Origin of the sequence: Streptomyces ficellus (genome assembly GCF_030406405.1) — a bacterium.
GTDB lineage: Bacteria > Actinomycetota > Actinomycetes > Streptomycetales > Streptomycetaceae > Streptomyces > Streptomyces ficellus_B.
The window spans coordinates 1-17,595 of record NZ_JAUEPL010000009.1 but is presented as its reverse complement, the minus strand read 5'-3'; the positions used below and the strand labels follow the sequence as shown (position 1 = coordinate 17,595).

The window sequence follows — 17,595 nt, the reverse complement described above, 5'->3', positions numbered from 1 at the left end:
ATTCCCCTCCCGAAAGTCCGACGGTCCCGCCATGCCGCTCACGCTCGCCTCGCTCGTCCAGCACTCGGCGCTGAAGCTCACCGTCCGCGCCGGGGAGGACCGCCTCGACACGCCCGTCCGCTGGGCCCATGTGAGCGAACTCGCCGACCCCGTCCCGTACATGGAGGGCGGCGAACTGCTCCTGGTCACCGCCATGAAGCTGGACGCCGAGAACCGCGAGGCCATGCGCCGTTACGTGAAGCGGCTGGCCGGCGCGGGCGTCGTCGGGCTCGGGTTCGCGGTGGGCGTCAACTACGACGACATCCCGCAGGCACTGGTGGACGCGGCGCGCGAGGAGGGCCTGCCGCTGCTGGAGGTGCCGCGCCGTACGCCCTTCCTGGCCATCTCCAAGGCGGTGTCGGCGGCGCTCGCGGCCGACCAGTACCGTGCGGTGACGGCCGGTTTCGAGGTGCAGCGGGAGCTGACCCGGGCGGCGCTGGCCGAGGGCCCGGACGCGGTGGTGGCCCGGCTCGCCGCCCATGTGGACGGCTGGGCGGCCCTGTACGACGCGTCCGGCGCCGTCCTGGCCGCAGCGCCCGAGTGGGCGGCGCGCAGGGCGGCCCGGCTCACCCCCGACGTCGAACGGCTGCGTGAGCGCTCCGCCCCCGCCAGCGCGGTCGTCGGCGGCACCGAGGACCGGGTCGAGCTCCAGTCGCTGGGCACCGGGCGGCGGGTACGGGGCGCGCTGGCGGTCGGCACGGGCGCGCCGCTCGGAACGGCGGAACGTTACGCCGTCCACTCGGCCATCGCCCTGCTCACGCTCACCACCGAGCGGTCGCGCTCCCTCCAGGCCGCCGAGCAGCGGCTGGGCGCCGCGGTGCTGCGGATGATGCTGGCGGGCCAGCCGGACCACGCCCGCGCCGTGGCGGGCGACCTGTACGGCGGGCTGCTCGACGCCCCGTTCCGGCTGCTGATCGCCGAGCCGGCGCCGGGGGAGCGCGACCCGGCCGCGGAAGCCCCGCTCCCGGCGCTCGCCGAGTCCCTGGAGACGGCGGCCGCGCGCGCCGGGGAAGCGGTGCTGGCGGTGCCGGAAGGGGAGGAGCGGCTGGTGGTGCTGGCCGGCGACGGCGGCGCGGTGGTCGCGGCGTGCGGGGCGTACGCGGAGAAGGAGGCGGAGGAGACGGAGGTCGTCATCGGCCTGTCGGCCCCGACCGGCCCGATCGCCGCGGCCGCCGCGTACAAGCAGGCCGAGCAGGCCCTGTCGGTGGCCCGCCGGCGCGGCCGGGCCATGGTCGAGCACGAGGAGCTGGCGGCGGGGTCGGTGCTGCCGCTGCTGGCGGACGACGCGGTACGGGCGTTCGCGGACGGCATGCTGCGGGCGCTGTACGAGCACGACGCGACCGGCCGCGGCGACCTGGTGGCCTCGCTGCGCGCCTGGCTCTCGCGCCACGGCCAGTGGGACGCGGCGGCGGCGGACCTGGGCGTCCACCGGCACACGCTGCGGTACCGGATGCGCCGCGTGGAGGAGATCCTCGGCCGCTCGCTGGACGACCCGGACGCGCGCATGGAGCTGTGGCTGGCCCTGAAGGCCACCGGCGAGACGCCGGCGACGTAACGCGCACGGTGTGGGCGGAGTCGAACACGCCGGAGGCCCGATCTGCCGCGTATGGGTGTCCCGCACCGCCCACAACTCCCGCCCTCCGCCCCATCGCTCGCGCCACACCCGCCGATCCTGCCCGGACTCGGGCAAATTTCTGGTGACCGCGGCGGCGTATCCGTACCCTCCTGCTCATGACAAGCCCTCCCGTCGAACCGACGCCCGCGACCCGCGTCCGTACCCGCCGCCCCGCACCGCCCATCCGCCGGATCACCGGCGCCGTGTGGGCCGCGCTCGTGATCGTGTACGTCGTGTGGGGCTCCACCTACCTCGGGATCAGGGTCGTCGTCGAGACGATGCCGCCCTTCCTCTCCGCGGGGGCCAGGTTCGTCGCCGCCGGACTGCTCCTCGCCGCCCTGCTGGCCTGGCGCAAGGGCGCCGCCGTCCTCAAGGCGACCCGCGCCCAGCTCGCCTCCGCCGCCCTCGTCGGACTGCTGCTGCTCGTCGGCGGCAACGGCCTGGTCGTCCTCGCCGAGGTATCCGTACCGTCCGGGCTCGCCGCCCTGCTCATCGCCGTCGTCCCGGCCTGGGTCGTCCTGCTGCGCACCGCCTTCGGCGAGCGCCCCGGGGCCGGCGCGTACGTGGGCGTCCTGCTGGGCCTCGCCGGGCTCGCCGTCCTCACGCTTCCCGGCCTCAGCGGGGAGGTACGCATCGGTGGCGTCCTCACCGTCATCGTGGCGACCGTCATGTGGTCGGCCGGCTCGTTCTCCGCCTCCCGGATACCGCTGCCCGCCAACCCCTTCACCGCCAGCACGTACGAGATGATCGCCGGAGGCCTCGGCTGCCTGCTCGTCGGCGTGGTGCGCGGCGAACAGCGCGGCCTGGACGTGTCGGCCTTCTCCGGCCGGTCCTGGACCGCCCTCGCCTACCTCGTCGTCTTCGGCTCGCTGCTCGCCTTCACCGCGTACGCCTGGCTCCTGCAGACCGCCCCGCTCTCCCTCGTCGCCACCTACGCCTACGTCAACCCCGTCGTCGCCGTCGTCCTCGGCGGGCTGATCCTCGACGAGGCGCTGACCTGGCCGCTCGCCCTCGGTGGCGCCGTCGTCGTGGCCGGGGTGTGCCTGATCGTCAGTACGGAACGGCGAAACTGACGCGCCCCACCACTCCATCCCGGACAAACCACAGCCCAGCTCCCCGGCCCTACCGTGTGACGAGAGAGAACCCCACCTCCGCACAGCTTCGAAAGGGCCGGGATTCGCATGACTGCCACCGCCTTCTGGCTCGCCGGCCGCCAGGCCACCGGCGAGACCGCCTTCGACGTCACCTCCCCCTGGGACGGCCGCCTCGTCGGCCGGGTCAGCGTGCCCACGGAGGCACAGGTCGAAGAGGCCGTGGCCGCCGCGCACGCGGTGACCGACGAGTTCGCCGCGACCCCCGCCCACGTCCGCGCCACCGCCCTCGACCACGTGTCGAAGCGGCTCGCCGAGCGCACCGAGGAGATCGCCCAGCTGATCTCCGCCGAGAACGGCAAGCCCATCAAGTGGGCCCGCGGCGAGGTCGGCCGCGCCGTCTCCGTGTTCCGCTTCGCCGCCGAGGAGGCCCGCCGCTTCAACGGCGGCGAGGCCCAGCGCCTGGACACCGACGCCGGCGGCACCGGCCGCCTCGGCCTGACCCGCCGCTTCCCCAAGGGCGTCGTCCTCGGCATCGCGCCGTTCAACTTCCCGCTGAACCTGTGCGCCCACAAGGTCGCCCCGGCCATCGCCGTCGGCGCGCCCATCATCCTCAAGCCGGCCCCGGCCACGCCCCTGTCCGGCCTGATCCTGGGTGAGCTGCTCGCCGAGACCGACCTGCCGGCCGGCTCCTGGTCGGTCCTGCCGGTCACCAACGACCGCATGCCCGCCCTCGTCAAGGACGAGCGCCTGCCGGTGATCTCCTTCACCGGCTCGGACAAGGTCGGCTACGCGATCCAGGAGTCCGTGCCGCACAAGCACTGCACCCTGGAGCTGGGCGGCAACGCCGCCGCCGTCGTCCTCGGCGACTGGTCGTCCGAGGAGGACCTGGACTGGGCGGCGACCCGGATCGCCACCTTCTCCAACTACCAGGGCGGCCAGTCCTGCATCTCCGTCCAGCGGGTCATCGCGGACGCCTCCGTCTACGACCGCCTGGTCGCCAAGGTCGTCGAGGCCGTCGAGAAGCAGGGCACCGGCGACCCGTCGGACGACGCCACCGACGTCGGCCCGCTGGTCAGCGAGGACGCCGCCAAGCGCGTCGAGGCCTGGGTGGACGAGGCCGTGGGCGCCGGCGCGAAGCTCCTGACCGGCGGCAAGCGCGACGGCGCCACCTACGCCCCCACCGTGCTGGAGAACCTGCCCGGCGACACCACCCTCGCCTGCGAGGAGGTCTTCGGCCCGGTCCTGACCCTGCACAAGGTCAACGGCGAGGCCGAGGCCTTCGCCACGGTCAACGACTCCAAGTTCGGCCTCCAGGCCGGTGTGTTCACCCACGACATCCAGACCGCCTTCCGCGCCCACCGCGCCCTGGAGGTCGGCGGCGTGATCATCGGCGACGTCCCGTCCTACCGCGCCGACCAGATGCCGTACGGCGGCGCCAAGCAGTCCGGTGTGGGCCGCGAGGGCGTGCGGTACGCGATGGACGACTACACCTACGAGCGCGTGCTGGTCCTCACGGGCCTGGCCCTCTGACGACACGTCACTCGTACGGCCCAGACCGGCGGCCGGAGCCCACTGTGCGGGGGCTCCGGCCGTCTTTTCGTACCCGCCGTAATCGGGTAATACGGTCGAGTAGCACCGACCGGTACGACCACCGGCCGGCCGCCCCCGAACAGCGGCGAGGTGAGCTCACCATGTCCGGCAAGCCCAAAGTCTCCGAGCGCGAAGCACGCCAGGTCGCCGAGGCCGCCCGCGAACAGGACTGGCGCAAGCCCAGCTTCGCCAAGGAGCTGTTCCTGGGCCGCTTCCGGCTCGACCTGATCCACCCGCATCCGCTGCCCGCCACCGAACACGTACAGCGCGGCGAGGAGTTCCTCGCCAAGCTCCGCGACTTCTGCGAGACGAAGATCGACGGCGCCCTGATCGAGCGCGAGGCCCGCATCCCCGACTCCGTCATCGACGGGCTCAAGGAGATCGGCGCCCTCGGCATGAAGATCGACACCAAGTACGGTGGACTGGGCCTCACCCAGGTGTACTACAACAAGGCGCTCGCCCTGGCCGGTTCCGTGAGCCCCGCCGTGGGCGCCCTGCTCTCCGCCCATCAGTCGATCGGCCTACCGCAGCCGCTGAAACTCTTCGGCACGCCCGAGCAGAAGGAGACCTACCTCCCGCGCCTGGCCCGTACCGACATCTCCGCCTTCCTGCTGACCGAGCCGGACGTCGGCTCCGACCCCGCGCGCCTGGCCACCACCGCCGTACCGGACGGCGACGAGTACGTCATCGACGGCGTGAAGCTGTGGACCACCAACGGCGTGGTCGCCGACCTGATGGTCGTCATGGCGCGGGTACCGAAGTCGGAGGGCCACAAGGGCGGCATCACGGCCTTCATCGTCGAGGCCGGTTCGGACGGCGTCACCGTCGAGAACCGCAACGCCTTCATGGGCCTGCGCGGCCTGGAGAACGGCGTCACCCGCTTCCACCAGGTCCGTGTCCCGGCCGCCAACCGCATCGGCCCCGAGGGCGCCGGCCTGAAGATCGCGCTCACCACCCTCAACACCGGACGGCTGTCCCTGCCCGCCATGTGCGCCGGCGCCGGCAAGTGGTGCCTGAAGATCGCCCGCGAATGGTCCGCGGTACGCGAACAGTGGGGCAAGCCGGTCGCCCACCACGAAGCCGTCGGCGCGAAGATCTCCTTCATCGCCGCCACCACCTTCGCCCTCGAAGCCGTCCTGGACCTGTCCAGCCAGATGGCCGACGAGGACCGCAACGACATCCGCATCGAAGCCGCCCTCGCCAAGCTGTACGGCTCGGAGATGGCCTGGCTCATGGCCGACGAACTGGTCCAGATCCGCGGCGGCCGCGGCTACGAGACCGCCGAATCGCTCGCCGCCCGCGGCGAGCGTGCCGTCCCCGCCGAGCAGCTCCTGCGCGACCTGCGCATCAACCGCATCTTCGAGGGCTCCACCGAGATCATGCACCTGTTGATCGCCCGCGAGGCCGTCGACGCCCACCTCGCGGTCGCCGGCGACATCATCGACCCGGACAAGTCGCTGGGCGACAAGGCGAAGGCAGGCGTCCAGGCAGGCGCGTTCTACGCCCGCTGGCTGCCGAAGCTGGTCGCCGGACCGGGCCGGCTGCCGCGCTCGTACGGCGAGTTCCACCCCGCCGGTCACGCCGACCTGTCCACCCACCTCCGCTACGTCGAGCGCGCCTCCCGCAAGCTGGCCCGCTCCACGTTCTACGCCATGTCCCGCTGGCAGGGCCGCATGGAGACCAAGCAGGGCTTCCTCGGCCGGATCGTCGACATCGGCGCCGAGCTGTTCGCGATGAGCGCCGCCTGCGTACGGGCGGAACTGCTGCGTACGACGGAGGCGCACGGCCGCGAGGCGTACCAGCTGGCGGACGCGTTCTGCCGCCAGTCCCGCATCCGGGTGGAGGAGCTGTTCGGCCGGCTGTGGACCAACACCGACGACCTCGACCGCAAGGTCGTCAAGGGCGTCCTGTCGGGCACGTACACCTGGCTGGAGGAGGGCATCATCGACCCCAGCGGCGACGGCCCCTGGATCGCCGACGCCACCCCGGGCCCGTCGACCCGGGAGAACGTCCACCGTCCTATCCGTTGAGGGCCGTGGGGCCCGTTGTGCCCGCCCGGCGGGCCGCCGGTCACCGATACGCCCGCCCCGGGGGCCTCGCGGGGACGTCCACGCAGCGGACGCCGCGACCCCCGGGGCGCCCGGGACCGGCAGGATGGGCGCCGTGACCGTCATCGACATCCCCGGCTCCAAGTCCGTCACGGCCCGCGCGCTCTTCCTCGCCGCCGCCGCGGAGGGCACCACCACGCTCGTCCGCCCCCTCGTCTCCGACGACACCGAAGGGTTCGCCGAGGGCCTCACCGCCCTCGGGTACGAGGTCGAGCGCGGCCCCGGCGCGTGGCGCGTCCAGGGCCGCCCCGCCGGGCCCGCGGCCTCCACCGCCGATGTCCACTGCCGTGACGGCGCCACCACCGCCCGGTTCCTGCCCACGCTCGCCGCCGCCGGGCACGGCGACTTCCGGTTCGACGCCTCCGCGCAGATGCGCCGCCGCCCGCTCGGCCCGCTCACCGCCGCGCTGCGCGCCCTCGGCGTGGACCTCCGCCACGAGGAGGCCAAGGGCCACCACCCGCTGCGGATCGCCGCCTCCGGTGTCAAGGGCGGCCGGCTCACCCTGGACGCCGGGCAGTCGTCCCAGTACCTCACCGCCCTGCTGATGCTGGGCCCGCTCACCGCCGAGGGCCTGACGATCACCGTCACGGACCTGGTCTCGGAGCCGTACGTCGAGATCACGCTCGCCATGATGCGCTCCTTCGGCGCCCAGCCCACCCGCGAGAACGACGTCTTCACCGTCCCGCCCACCGGCTACCGCGCCACCACGTACGCCATCGAGCCCGACGCCTCCACCGCGAGCTACTTCTTCGCCGCCGCCGCCCTCACCGGCCGGGAGGTCACCGTCCCCGGCCTCGGCACCGGCGCCCTCCAGGGCGACCTCGCCTTCGTCGACGTCCTCGGCCGCATGGGCGCCGACGTCGCCGTCACCGCCGCCGGCACCACCGTGCGCGGCACCGGCCGCCTCCACGGCCTCACCGTCAACATGCGTGACATCTCCGACACCATGCCCACCCTCGCCGCCCTCGCGCCCTTCGCGGACGGCCCGGTCCGCATCGAGGACGTCGCCAACACCCGTGTCAAGGAGTGCGACCGGCTGGAGGCCTGCGCCCAGAACCTGCGGCGCCTCGGCATCCCCGTCACCACCGGCCACGACTGGATCGAGATACGTCCCGCCACCCCGCGCCCCGCCGAGATCGCCACGCACGGCGACCACCGCATCGTGATGTCCTTCGCGGTCACGGGCCTTCGCACGCCGGGCATCGGCTTCGACGACCCCGGCTGCGTACGCAAGACGTTCCCGGCGTTCCATCAGGTCTTCCAGGACTTCCGCGCAACCGCCTGAGGGACGCCGGGTCCGGGCACACCGCGGATGCGGCAAGAATGGGGGGTATGAGCGACAGCCCAGCCCCCCTCGCAGACCCGCATATCGCCTTCGATCCATCCGAAGGCCGCCGGGACATCGTCGTCCTCGGCTCCACCGGGTCCATCGGCACCCAGGCCATCGACCTGGTGCTGCGCAACCCCGACCGCTTCCGCGTCACCGCCCTGTCCGCCGCCGGCGGCCGGGTGGAGCTGCTCGCCGAGCAGGCGCACCGGCTGCGGGTCCGTACGGTGGCGGTGGCGCGCGAGGACGCGGTGCCCGCGCTGCGGGAGGCGCTGACGGCGCGGTACGGCTCCGAGCCGCTGCCCGAGATCCTCGCCGGGCCCGACGCCGCCACCCACGTCGCGGCCTCCGCATGCCACACCGTGCTCAACGGCATCACCGGTTCCATCGGCCTCGCGCCCACCCTCGCCGCCCTGGAAGCGGGGCGCACCCTCGCCCTGGCCAACAAGGAGTCGCTCATCGTCGGCGGCCCGCTGGTCAAAGCGCTCGCCAAGCCGGGCCAGATCATCCCGGTCGACTCCGAGCACGCGGCGCTCTTCCAGGCGCTGGCTGCCGGCACCCGCGCCGATGTCCGCAAGCTGGTCGTCACCGCCTCCGGAGGCCCCTTCCGCGGCCGTACACGGCAGGAGCTCGCCCAGGTCACCCGCGAGGACGCCCTCGCGCACCCGACCTGGGCCATGGGCCCGGTGATCACCGTCAACAGCGCCACCCTGGTCAACAAGGGGCTCGAGGTCATCGAGGCGCACCTGCTCTACGACATCCCCTTCGACCGCATCGAGGTCGTCGTGCACCCGCAGTCGTACGTCCACTCGATGGTGGAATTCACGGACGGCTCGACGCTCGCCCAGGCCACCCCGCCCGATATGCGCGGACCGATCGCCATCGGCATCGGCTGGCCCGAGCGGGTACCGGACGCGGCCCCCGCCTTCGACTGGTCCACGGCGTCCACCTGGGAGTTCTTCCCCCTCGACACCGAGGCCCTCCCCTCGGTCGGCCTCGCCCGGCACGTCGGCGAGCTGGGCGGAACGGCCCCGGCGGTGTTCAATGCCGCCAACGAGGAGTGCGTGGAGGCGTTCCTCGACGGGCGGCTGCCGTTCACCGGGATCATGGACACGGTCACGGCGGTCGTCGCGGAGCACGGGACGCCCGGCCGGGGAACCCCACTCACGGTGCCGGACGTCCTGGAGGCGGAGACCTGGGCACGCGCCCGGGCCCGCGAACTGGCAGCGAAGGCGACCGCGGAGGCTCGCGCATGACGATTCTGTTGACGATCCTCGGCATCGCGCTGTTCGCCGTAGGGCTGCTGTTCTCCATCGCCTGGCACGAGCTCGGCCACCTCTCCACGGCCAAGCTCTTCGGCATCCGCGTCCCGCAGTACATGGTGGGCTTCGGCCCGACCATCTGGTCGCGGCGCAAGGGCGAGACCGAGTACGGCATCAAGGCCATCCCCGCGGGCGGCTACATCCGCATGATCGGGATGTTCCCGCCCGGGCAGGACGGCCGGATCGAGGCCCGGTCCACCTCGCCGTTCCGCGGCATGATCGAGGACGCGCGCTCGGCGGCGTACGAGGAGCTCCAGCCGGGCGACGAGACGCGGCTGTTCTACACGCGCAAGCCCTGGAAGCGCGTCATCGTGATGTTCGCGGGCCCCTTCATGAACCTGATCCTGGCCGTCGCGATCTTCCTGGGCGTCTGCATGACCTTCGGCATGCAGACCCAGACCACCGAGGTCGCGGGCGTCCAGAAGTGCGTCATCGAGCAGAGCGAGAAGCGCGACAAGTGCGCCAAGGGCGACCCCGTCTCGCCCGCGCACGCGGCCGGGCTGAAGGAGGGCGACAAGATCGTCGCCTTCAACGGGGAGAAGGTCGGCGACTGGGCCACCCTCTCGCAGCGCATCCGCGACACCATCGGACCGGCCACCCTCACCGTCGTACGCGACGGCCAGGAGCTGACCCTCCACCCCACGCTCATCAAGAACGAGGTGGTCCAGAAGGACGCCGACGGCGAGGTGGTCCCGGACAAGTACGTACCGGCCGGCTACCTCGGCTTCGCCGCGAAGACCGAGATCCTGCCGCTCACCTTCGGCCAGTCCGTCGAGCGCATGGGCGACATGATCGAGAACGGCGTCGAGTCCGTCATCGCCCTGCCGTCCAAGGTCCCCGACCTGTGGGACGCCGCCTTCGGCGACGGTGAGCGCAAGGCCGACTCCCCGGTCGGTGTCGTCGGCGCCGCCCGCATCAGCGGCGAGGTGATGAACCTGGACATCCCGGCTCAGAACATCGTCGCCTCGTTCCTGATGGTGCTCGCCACCTTCAACCTGTCGCTGTTCCTCTTCAACATGCTGCCGCTGCTGCCCCTGGACGGCGGGCACATCGCGGGCGCGCTGTGGGAGTCCGTGCGCCGCAATGTGGCGAAGGTCTTCCGGCGGCCGGATCCGGGCCCGTTCGACGTGGCGAAACTGATGCCGGTCGCCTATGTGGTGGCGGGAATCTTCATCTGCTTCACACTGCTCGTGCTGGTCGCGGACATCGTGAACCCGGTGAAGATCTCCTAGCCGTACGTACGGAGCGGATCGTACGGACGCGTAGGGATCGTACGGACGCGTACGGACGCGTGAACGACGGCGGCCGGACCCCCTGGGTGTCCGGCCGCTTCACGCGGGGGCTGTAATCTCGAAGCCGGAGCCCGCCGATCTCGGGACCTCGATCCACACCTTGGGGTTGCACAGCAGATGACCGCGATTTCTCTCGGTATCCCTTCCGTTCCGACCAAGCTCGCCGACCGCCGGGTCAGCCGCAAGATCCAGGTCGGCTCGGTGGCCGTCGGTGGTGACGCCCCGGTGTCGGTGCAGTCGATGACGACGACGCGGACGTCGGACATCGGTGCGACGTTGCAGCAGATCGCGGAGCTGACCGCGTCCGGCTGCCAGATCGTGCGGGTGGCGTGCCCGACGCAGGATGACGCGGACGCGCTGGCGACGATCGCGCGGAAGTCGCAGATCCCGGTGATCGCCGACATCCACTTCCAGCCGAAGTACGTGTTCGCCGCCATCGACGCGGGCTGCGCGGCCGTGCGCGTCAACCCCGGCAACATCAAGCAGTTCGACGACAAGGTCAAGGAGATCGCCAAGGCCGCCGGGGACGCGGGCACCCCGATCCGGATCGGCGTCAACGCGGGTTCGCTGGACAAGCGGCTGCTGGAGAAGTACGGCAAGGCCACTCCCGAGGCGCTGGTGGAGTCCGCGCTGTGGGAGGCGTCGCTGTTCGAGGAGCACGGCTTCCAGGACATCAAGATCTCGGTCAAGCACAACGACCCGGTGGTGATGATCGCGGCGTACCGGCAGCTGGCGGCGGCCTGCGACTACCCGCTGCACCTGGGCGTGACCGAGGCCGGTCCGGCGTTCCAGGGCACCATCAAGTCGGCCGTCGCCTTCGGCGCGCTGCTGAGCGAGGGCATCGGCGACACCATCCGTGTGTCGCTGTCCGCGCCGCCGGCCGAGGAAGTCAAGGTCGGCATCCAGATCCTGGAGTCGCTCAACCTGCGCCAGCGCCGCCTGGAGATCGTCTCCTGCCCGTCGTGCGGGCGCGCCCAGGTCGATGTGTACAAGCTCGCCGACCAGGTCAGTGCCGGGCTTGAGGGCATGGAGGTGCCGCTGCGCGTCGCCGTCATGGGCTGCGTCGTCAACGGCCCGGGCGAGGCGCGCGAGGCGGACCTCGGCGTCGCGTCCGGCAACGGCAAGGGCCAGATCTTCGTCAAGGGCGAGGTCATCAAGACCGTGCCCGAGTCGAAGATCGTGGAGACCCTCATCGAAGAGGCGATGAAGATCGCCGAGCAGATGGAGAAGGACGGCGTCATGTCCGGAGAGCCCGAGATCTCCGTCAGCTGACCCCCGGCCCACCAGCCCCGCCGCCCCCGGGTGGCGGGGCTTCCCGCTGCCCTGACACTTCCCCGGCACCGGCAGGTACAGTGCCAGGACCCGTATGGAACGCATGGTGAGGCCCCCTTCGTGTTGACGCAGACCACCACCCGGGTCCTCGAACCCAGCGACCTCGGCGCCGCGCTCGCCGTCCTGGAGAGCGAGCCCGTCGCCAACGCGTTCGTCACCTCCCGCGTACAGGTCGCCGGGCTCGACCCGTGGCGCCTCGGCGGCGAGATGTGGGGCTGGTACGCGGACGGGCGGCTGCGCTCGCTGTGCTACTCCGGCGCCAACCTCGTCCCCGTCTGCGCCACGCCCGAAGCCGTTCGGGCCTTCGCCGACCGTGCCCGCAGGGCCGGCCGCCGCTGCTCCTCGATCGTCGGCCCCGCCGAACCGACCGCCGAGCTGTGGCGGCTCCTGGAACCCAGCTGGGGCCCCGCCCGCGACGTCCGCGCCCACCAGCCCCTCATGGTCACCGACCGGCCGGCCGCGGACGTCGAGCCGGACCCTCAGGTACGCCGCGTCCGCAAGGACGAGATGGACGTGATCATGCCGGCGTGCGTGGCCATGTTCACCGAGGAGGTCGGCATCTCGCCCATGGCCGGCGACGGCGGCCTGCTCTACCAGGCGCGCGTCGCCGAACTCGTCGGCGCGGGCCGCTCCTTCGCCCGCATCGAGGACGGCAAGGTCGTCTTCAAGGCCGAGATCGGCGCGGCGACCTCCCGGGCCTGCCAGATCCAGGGCGTCTGGGTCGCCCCCGAGTTCCGCGGCCGGGGCCTGTCCGAGACCGGCATGGCGGCCGTTCTGCGCTACGCGCTCGCCGACGTCGCGCCGGCCGTCTCGCTGTACGTCAACGACTACAACACCCCGGCCAGGGCGGCCTACCGCCGCGTCGGCTTCCGCGAGGTCGGAGCGTTCATGAGCGTGCTGTTCTGAGGCACAGCGCCCGCTTGTAGGGTTCGGCCATGGATGACGTCGTGGTCCAACCGGTCAACCTCGCCGAACGCGTGGACGCCGCCCTCGCCGTACAGGCCCTCGCCTTCGGGCTGACCGAGGACGAGATCGCCGTACGCCGCCACATCGTGCTGCGCCACCTGCAGAACCCCGGCGCCATCGCCTACGGCGCGACGACCCCGGCCGGGCGGCTCGTCGGCTTCGTGTACGGCATGCCCAACGACCGCGCCCACTGGTGGTCCACCGTCGTCGAACCGTACCTGCGGGGCACCGGCAACGACGACTGGCTCGACGACTCCTTCGTGATCACCGAGCTGCACGTCCACCCCGAGTACCAGGGGCGGGGCATCGGCCGCGAGCTGATCACCCGGATCACCGACCCCGTGGAGCAGCCGCGCTCCATCCTCTCGGCCATCGACGTCGAAAGCCCCGCCCGCAAGCTCTACCGGTCGCTCGGCTACCAGGACCTGGCACGCCAGGTCCACTTCCCCAGCGCCATGAAGCCGTACGCCGTGATGGGCGCGCCGCTGCCGCTGCGGCGGCGGTGAGGGTCTGCCGGGGGTCCGGGGGTTGTCCCCCGGGGGATGCGGCCCCAGCGCCATGAAGCCGTACGCCGTGATGGGCGCGCCGCTGCCGCTGCGGCGGCGGTGAGGGTCTGCCGGGAGTTGCCCCGCTGCGGCGGTGGTGAGGGGGACCACGGGCGGAACTGATTTCCGCCAGCACGTGCCCCGGAGCTAACCTCCTTGCCATCACACTTTTCACCGCAGGAGAGTTCCCCATGGCCCAGGTCCAGCGCATGTCCCGGTTGATGGTCAAGACACTGCGCGACGACCCGGCGGACGCGGAGACGCTCAGCCACAAGTTGCTCGTCCGCGCCGGTTACGTCCGCCGCAACGCCGCCGGCATCTGGTCGTGGCTGCCGCTGGGCATGAAGGTCCTGGAGAACGTGTCCCGCGTCGTGCGCGAGGAGATGGACGCGATCGGCGCGCAGGAGGTCCTGCTGCCGGCGCTGCTGCCCAAGGAGCCCTACGAGGCGACGGGCCGCTGGGAGGAGTACGGCGCCGAGCTGTTCCGCCTCAAGGACCGCAAGGGCGGCGACTACCTCCTCGGCCCCACGCACGAGGAGATCTTCACCCAGCTGGTCAAGGACCAGTGCACGTCCTACAAGGACCTGCCGGTGATCCTCTACCAGATCCAGAGCAAGTACCGCGACGAGGCCCGCCCCCGCTCCGGCATCCTGCGCGGCCGCGAGTTCCAGATGAAGGACTCGTACTCCTTCGACACCACGGACGAGGGCCTGGCCGAGTCGTACGCGCTGCACCGCGAGGCGTACATCAAGATCTTCCAGCGCCTCGGCCTGGAGCACAAGATCGTCTCCGCCGTCTCGGGCGCCATGGGCGGCTCCGCGTCGGAGGAGTTCCTCGCCCCGGCGGCGGCGGGCGAGGACACCTTCGTGTACTGCACCTCCTGCGACTACGCGGCCAACACCGAGGCCGTGACCTACCCGCTGTCCGAGGCCGACGCCTCCGCGCACGGACCGCTGGAGGAGCTGGACACCCCCGACACCCCCACCATCGAGACGCTCGCCGCGCACCTGGGCGTCCCGGCCTCCGCGACGCTGAAGAACCTGCTGGTCAAGGTGGACGGCGAAATCGTCGCCGTGGGCGTGCCCGGTGACCGTGAGGTCGACCTCGGCAAGCTGGAGGACCACCTGGCCCCGGCCACCGTCGAGGTCGTCACCGCGGACGACTTCACCGGCCGTCCGGACCTCGTCCGCGGCTATGTCGGCCCGCAGGGCCTGGACAAGGTCCGCTACATCGCCGACCCGCGCATCGCCCCCGGCACCGCCTGGATCACCGGCGCCAACAAGCCCGACACGCACGCGAAGAACGTCGTCGCGGGCCGCGACTTCGAGGTCGACGAGTACCTGGACGTCGTCGTGGTGGAGGACGGCGACCCGTGCCCCACGTGCTCCGCCGGCCTGAAGCTGGACCGCGCCATCGAGATCGGCCACATCTTCCAGCTCGGCCGCAAGTACGCCGACGCCTTCCAGCTCGACGTGCTGGGCCAGAACGGCAAGCCCGTCCGCGTCACCATGGGCTCGTACGGCATCGGCGTCTCGCGCGCGGTCGCGGCCCTGGCCGAGCAGCACGCCGACGAGCAGGGCCTGTGCTGGCCGCGCGAGGTCGCCCCGGCCGACGTCCACGTCGTCGCGGCCGGCAAGGCGCTGCAGACCGAGCTCGCGCTCGATGTCGCCGGCAAGCTCGGCGAGGCGGGCCTGCGGGTGCTGGTCGACGACCGGGCCGGGGTGTCGCCGGGGGTGAAGTTCACGGACGCCGAACTCATCGGCGTACCGAAGATCCTCGTCGCGGGGCGCCGCTCGGGCGAGGGCGTGGTCGAGCTGAAGGACCGCCGCACGGGCGAGCGCGAGGAGCTGACCGTCGAGGAGGCGATCGCCCGCCTCTCCGCGTAGCCGCGGTCCCGCACGGGCGGTCCTGCCCAGCGCGGTCCCGCACAGCTCGGTCCTGCCCAGCGCGGTCCCGCCCAGCGCGGTCCCGCACAGCTCGGTCCCGCCTAGCGCGGCCCTGCCCAGCGGGGTCAGATACAGCCCGCCGTACCGGTGTCGTCGTCCCGCACATGGGGTGGCGGCGCCGGTTCGCGTGACTGCGCGTGCGGTGGCTCGTGGCTGTAGGTGTCGTGCAGGTGCGGATCGTGCACATGCAGGGCCGGACGGGAAACGGGCGGTTGCTCGGGTTCCTGCCGGGCCGGTTGCTGGCCGGCCGATGCGACGGCGGGTTGGACACCGGGCTGACCGGCGGGCTGGTTCTGCGCGGCCCGCTCCAGGAAGCGCAGCAGCTCGACCGGGAAGGGCAGCACCAGCGTGGAGTTCTTCTCGGCGGCGACGGCCACCACGGTCTGCAGCAGCCGCAGCTGAAGCGCGGCGGGACTCTGGCCCATCACCGTCGCGGCCTCCGCCAGCTTCTTCGACGCCTGGAGCTCCGCGTCCGCGTTGATGACCCGGGCCCGCCGCTCGCGGTCGGCCTCGGCCTGGCGGGCCATCGAGCGCTTCATCGTCTCGGGCAGCGACACGTCCTTGATCTCCACGCGGTCGATCGTCACGCCCCACTCCACGGCGGGGTTGTCGATCATCAGCTCAAGGCCCTGGTTGAGCTTCTCCCGGTTCGACAGCAGGTCGTCCAGGTCGCTCTTGCCGATGATCGAGCGCAGGGACGTCTGGGCGATCTGGGAGACCGCGAAGCGGTAGTCCTCGACCCGGATGATCGCCGCCGCCGGGTCCACGACCTTGAAGTACACGACCGCGTCCACCCGGACCGTGACGTTGTCACGGGTGATGCCCTCCTGCGCGGGCACCGGCAGGGTCACGATCTGCATGCTGACCTTGTGCAGCCGGTCCACGAACGGGATCACCAAGGTGAACCCGGGCGACCGGATGCCGCTGCGGAGCCGCCCGAACCGCAGGACCACACCCCGCTCGTACTGCTTGATGATCCGTGCGGCGGCCGCCAGGTAGACCGCCCCTGCGGACCCAGTCGCCGCGGCGGCTGTGACCAGTTCCTCGACCATGACAACCCCCTGCCGTCGAAGCCGGGTGTTACGGGTGGGTTATGCCCAATATCCCACTCGCTGGGCCATCTGGGGAGGTTCTGGGCGCGCCGGACACGCCCTACAGCCAGCCCGCGAACTCCAGCAGCAGCTCGCCGTCCTGCCGCCGCCCCGCGGCCAGCGCCCGCGTCCCGGACTCCACCGCGCGGAACAGCGTCCAGCCGCGCAGCCGCTCACGGTCCACGTCGAGCGAGTCGGCCAGTTTGTTCACCCGCCGGCGCCCGGCCGCCGCGCCCGTCGCCGCGGCCACCAGGTCCTCGACCCGGTCACGGACCAGCCGGGCCAGGTCGTACGCGCGTTCGCCGACCAGCGGGTCGGGGCCCACCGCCAGCCAGGGCGTGCGGTCGCCGGCCAGGACCTTGCCCTGCCGGAAGTTGCCGTGCAGCAGCAGTTCCTCGGGGGCGTCCGCCACGAGCGCCTCGCGCGCGTCGAGTGCGGCCGACACCAGCTCGGCCGTCTCCGCGTCCTTCACCGCCCGCATCGCCTCGGCCTGCCGCGCGGTCCGCGTGGCGACCGACTCGAAGCCGTGGCCGGCGGGCGGTTCCACCCACAGCCGCCGTACCGTGCCCGCCGCCTCCAGCAGCGCCTTGGCCTCCGGCAGGGACCGCAGGCTCACCTCCGGGTGGAGCCGCTCCAGCAGCAGGTCGGGCCCCGCGGTGTCCAGCAGCCGCACCGCGCCCCAGCCGTCCCAGTGCGCGAGCGCGGCCCGCTCCAGGTCCGGCGCGGCGAAGGGCGGCGCGACCTTCAGGGCGGCGGGGGCGCCGTCCGGCAGCCGTACGAGGACGACGAGGCTGCTCCGGCCGCCCGGCACCACCACCCGTTCGACCGCCAGCGCCCGCAGGCCGACCGCCTCCTGGGCGAGCTCCGGAAGCCGGGCGAGCCAGTCGCCCGCGGCCGCGTCCCCGTATGTCTCGCCGAGCGCCCGCACCAGTCGTTGCGGCGGTTCAAAACCCATGCGTGCGTAGTTCCCTCTCAGAGCCGGGGCTCACAGTCCTTGCGATCGCGTTCCGCTTCACTTCTGCTCCGCTACCGCTTCAGGCAGATGCCGCCTTCGCCACGCGGCGCAGCCGCATATCGCGATGCGGCCAGGCGACCCCTGCCCTCCGCTACAGCTCAGCTCGCTCAGCTGCTCGATCGCTCGGCGAGCCCAGGAAAGGCTACGCCGCTGCCCCGCCACCGCACGGCCCGCACCGCGGCCTCCGTCGGACAGCCGCGCCTCCAGGGCCGCGATGCCGTCCTCCTCGGCCAGGTCGGCCGCCAGCACCTCGGCCTCGATCCCATGCCGGTCGTGCAGCTCGGTCGCCTGTTCCCGGAGCCGCTTCACATCC

General features: G+C 72.2%; 13 protein-coding genes and 2 pseudogenes. 11 read left to right on the top strand and 4 right to left on the bottom strand.

The genetic code is table 11. The annotated features are described in order from the left end of the window. Positions 1-31 precede the first annotated feature (31 nt). The 11 genes from QWM81_RS09040 to QWM81_RS08990 all read left to right on the top strand — a co-directional run bounded on the left by QWM81_RS09040 (position 32) and on the right by QWM81_RS08990 (position 15,116). A complete protein-coding gene (locus QWM81_RS09040) occupies positions 32-1,594 on the top strand; it encodes a PucR family transcriptional regulator (RefSeq protein ID WP_290111226.1) in 1,563 nt (520 codons plus the stop codon). Between the two features lie 176 nt (positions 1,595-1,770). Beyond that, positions 1,771-2,727: an EamA family transporter gene (locus QWM81_RS09035; protein WP_290111224.1), complete on the top strand. Its 957-nt coding sequence runs from the start codon at positions 1,771-1,773 to the stop codon at positions 2,725-2,727. A 108-nt stretch (positions 2,728-2,835) separates the two neighbouring features. Beyond that, positions 2,836-4,278 carry an aldehyde dehydrogenase family protein gene (locus QWM81_RS09030; RefSeq protein WP_290111223.1) on the top strand — a complete coding sequence of 481 codons (1,443 nt, stop codon included), beginning with the start codon at positions 2,836-2,838 and terminating at the stop codon, positions 4,276-4,278. Positions 4,279-4,439: 161 nt separating this feature from the next. Then, positions 4,440-6,368 carry an acyl-CoA dehydrogenase family protein gene (locus tag QWM81_RS09025; RefSeq protein ID WP_290111221.1) on the top strand — a complete coding sequence of 643 codons (1,929 nt, stop codon included), beginning with the start codon at positions 4,440-4,442 and terminating at the stop codon, positions 6,366-6,368. 133 nt (positions 6,369-6,501) lie between these two features. Beyond that, entirely contained in the window at positions 6,502-7,731 is a 1,230-nt protein-coding gene (aroA, locus tag QWM81_RS09020) for a 3-phosphoshikimate 1-carboxyvinyltransferase (protein ID WP_290111219.1), read from the top strand. A 47-nt stretch (positions 7,732-7,778) separates the two neighbouring features. Further along, positions 7,779-9,029 carry a 1-deoxy-D-xylulose-5-phosphate reductoisomerase gene (gene dxr, locus QWM81_RS09015; protein WP_290111218.1) on the top strand — a complete coding sequence of 417 codons (1,251 nt, stop codon included), beginning with the start codon at positions 7,779-7,781 and terminating at the stop codon, positions 9,027-9,029. After that, positions 9,026-10,327 carry a M50 family metallopeptidase gene (locus QWM81_RS09010; protein ID WP_290111217.1) on the top strand — a complete coding sequence of 434 codons (1,302 nt, stop codon included), beginning with the start codon at positions 9,026-9,028 and terminating at the stop codon, positions 10,325-10,327. The genes dxr and QWM81_RS09010 overlap by 4 nt, the downstream gene beginning before the upstream one ends. A gap of 177 nt (positions 10,328-10,504) precedes the next feature. Further along, positions 10,505-11,659, top strand: a complete 1,155-nt coding sequence (ispG, locus tag QWM81_RS09005) for a flavodoxin-dependent (E)-4-hydroxy-3-methylbut-2-enyl-diphosphate synthase (protein WP_290111216.1) — start codon at positions 10,505-10,507, stop codon at positions 11,657-11,659. Between the two features lie 120 nt (positions 11,660-11,779). Beyond that, positions 11,780-12,625: a GNAT family N-acetyltransferase gene (locus QWM81_RS09000; protein WP_290111215.1), complete on the top strand. Its 846-nt coding sequence runs from the start codon at positions 11,780-11,782 to the stop codon at positions 12,623-12,625. 29 nt (positions 12,626-12,654) lie between these two features. Then, positions 12,655-13,191: a GNAT family N-acetyltransferase gene (locus tag QWM81_RS08995; protein ID WP_290111214.1), complete on the top strand. Its 537-nt coding sequence runs from the start codon at positions 12,655-12,657 to the stop codon at positions 13,189-13,191. Between the two features lie 230 nt (positions 13,192-13,421). Continuing rightward, positions 13,422-15,116, top strand: coding sequence for a proline--tRNA ligase (locus QWM81_RS08990; protein ID WP_290111213.1), 1,695 nt, complete (start codon positions 13,422-13,424; stop codon positions 15,114-15,116). Between the two features lie 125 nt (positions 15,117-15,241). Here QWM81_RS08990 and QWM81_RS08985 read toward each other — a convergent pair whose 3' ends face one another. The 4 genes and pseudogenes from QWM81_RS08985 to QWM81_RS08975 form a co-directional block, all read right to left on the bottom strand. Then, positions 15,242-16,228, bottom strand: coding sequence for an SPFH domain-containing protein (locus QWM81_RS08985; protein WP_290111212.1), 987 nt, complete (start codon positions 16,226-16,228; stop codon positions 15,242-15,244). Positions 16,229-16,328: 100 nt separating this feature from the next. After that, the gene (locus QWM81_RS08980) at positions 16,329-17,222 is read right to left on the bottom strand and encodes an aminoglycoside phosphotransferase family protein (protein WP_290111210.1); all 894 of its coding nucleotides are present in this window, start codon (positions 17,220-17,222) and stop codon (positions 16,329-16,331) included. A 167-nt stretch (positions 17,223-17,389) separates the two neighbouring features. Beyond that, positions 17,390-17,467: pseudogene (locus tag QWM81_RS29095) on the bottom strand (DUF4439 domain-containing protein); the annotation flags it as partial. Position 17,468: 1 nt separating this feature from the next. Beyond that, a pseudogene (locus tag QWM81_RS08975) lies at positions 17,469-17,595 on the bottom strand (SDR family NAD(P)-dependent oxidoreductase); the annotation flags it as partial.

Excerpts from the sequence above, each read along its gene's own strand:
- QWM81_RS08980 (WP_290111210.1), bottom strand. The coding sequence starts at position 17,222 with ATGGGTTTTGAACCGCCGCAACGACTGGTGCGGGCGCTCGGCGAGACA.
- QWM81_RS09035 (WP_290111224.1), top strand. The coding sequence starts at position 1,771 with ATGACAAGCCCTCCCGTCGAACCGACGCCCGCGACCCGCGTCCGTACC.
- ispG (WP_290111216.1), top strand. The coding sequence starts at position 10,505 with ATGACCGCGATTTCTCTCGGTATCCCTTCCGTTCCGACCAAGCTCGCC.
- QWM81_RS08990 (WP_290111213.1), top strand. The coding sequence starts at position 13,422 with ATGGCCCAGGTCCAGCGCATGTCCCGGTTGATGGTCAAGACACTGCGC.
- QWM81_RS09030 (WP_290111223.1), top strand. The coding sequence starts at position 2,836 with ATGACTGCCACCGCCTTCTGGCTCGCCGGCCGCCAGGCCACCGGCGAG.
- QWM81_RS09010 (WP_290111217.1), top strand. The coding sequence starts at position 9,026 with ATGACGATTCTGTTGACGATCCTCGGCATCGCGCTGTTCGCCGTAGGG.
- QWM81_RS09040 (WP_290111226.1), top strand. The coding sequence starts at position 32 with ATGCCGCTCACGCTCGCCTCGCTCGTCCAGCACTCGGCGCTGAAGCTC.
- dxr (WP_290111218.1), top strand. The coding sequence starts at position 7,779 with ATGAGCGACAGCCCAGCCCCCCTCGCAGACCCGCATATCGCCTTCGAT.
- QWM81_RS08995 (WP_290111214.1), top strand. The coding sequence starts at position 12,655 with ATGGATGACGTCGTGGTCCAACCGGTCAACCTCGCCGAACGCGTGGAC.
- QWM81_RS09025 (WP_290111221.1), top strand. The coding sequence starts at position 4,440 with ATGTCCGGCAAGCCCAAAGTCTCCGAGCGCGAAGCACGCCAGGTCGCC.
- QWM81_RS08985 (WP_290111212.1), bottom strand. The coding sequence starts at position 16,228 with ATGGTCGAGGAACTGGTCACAGCCGCCGCGGCGACTGGGTCCGCAGGG.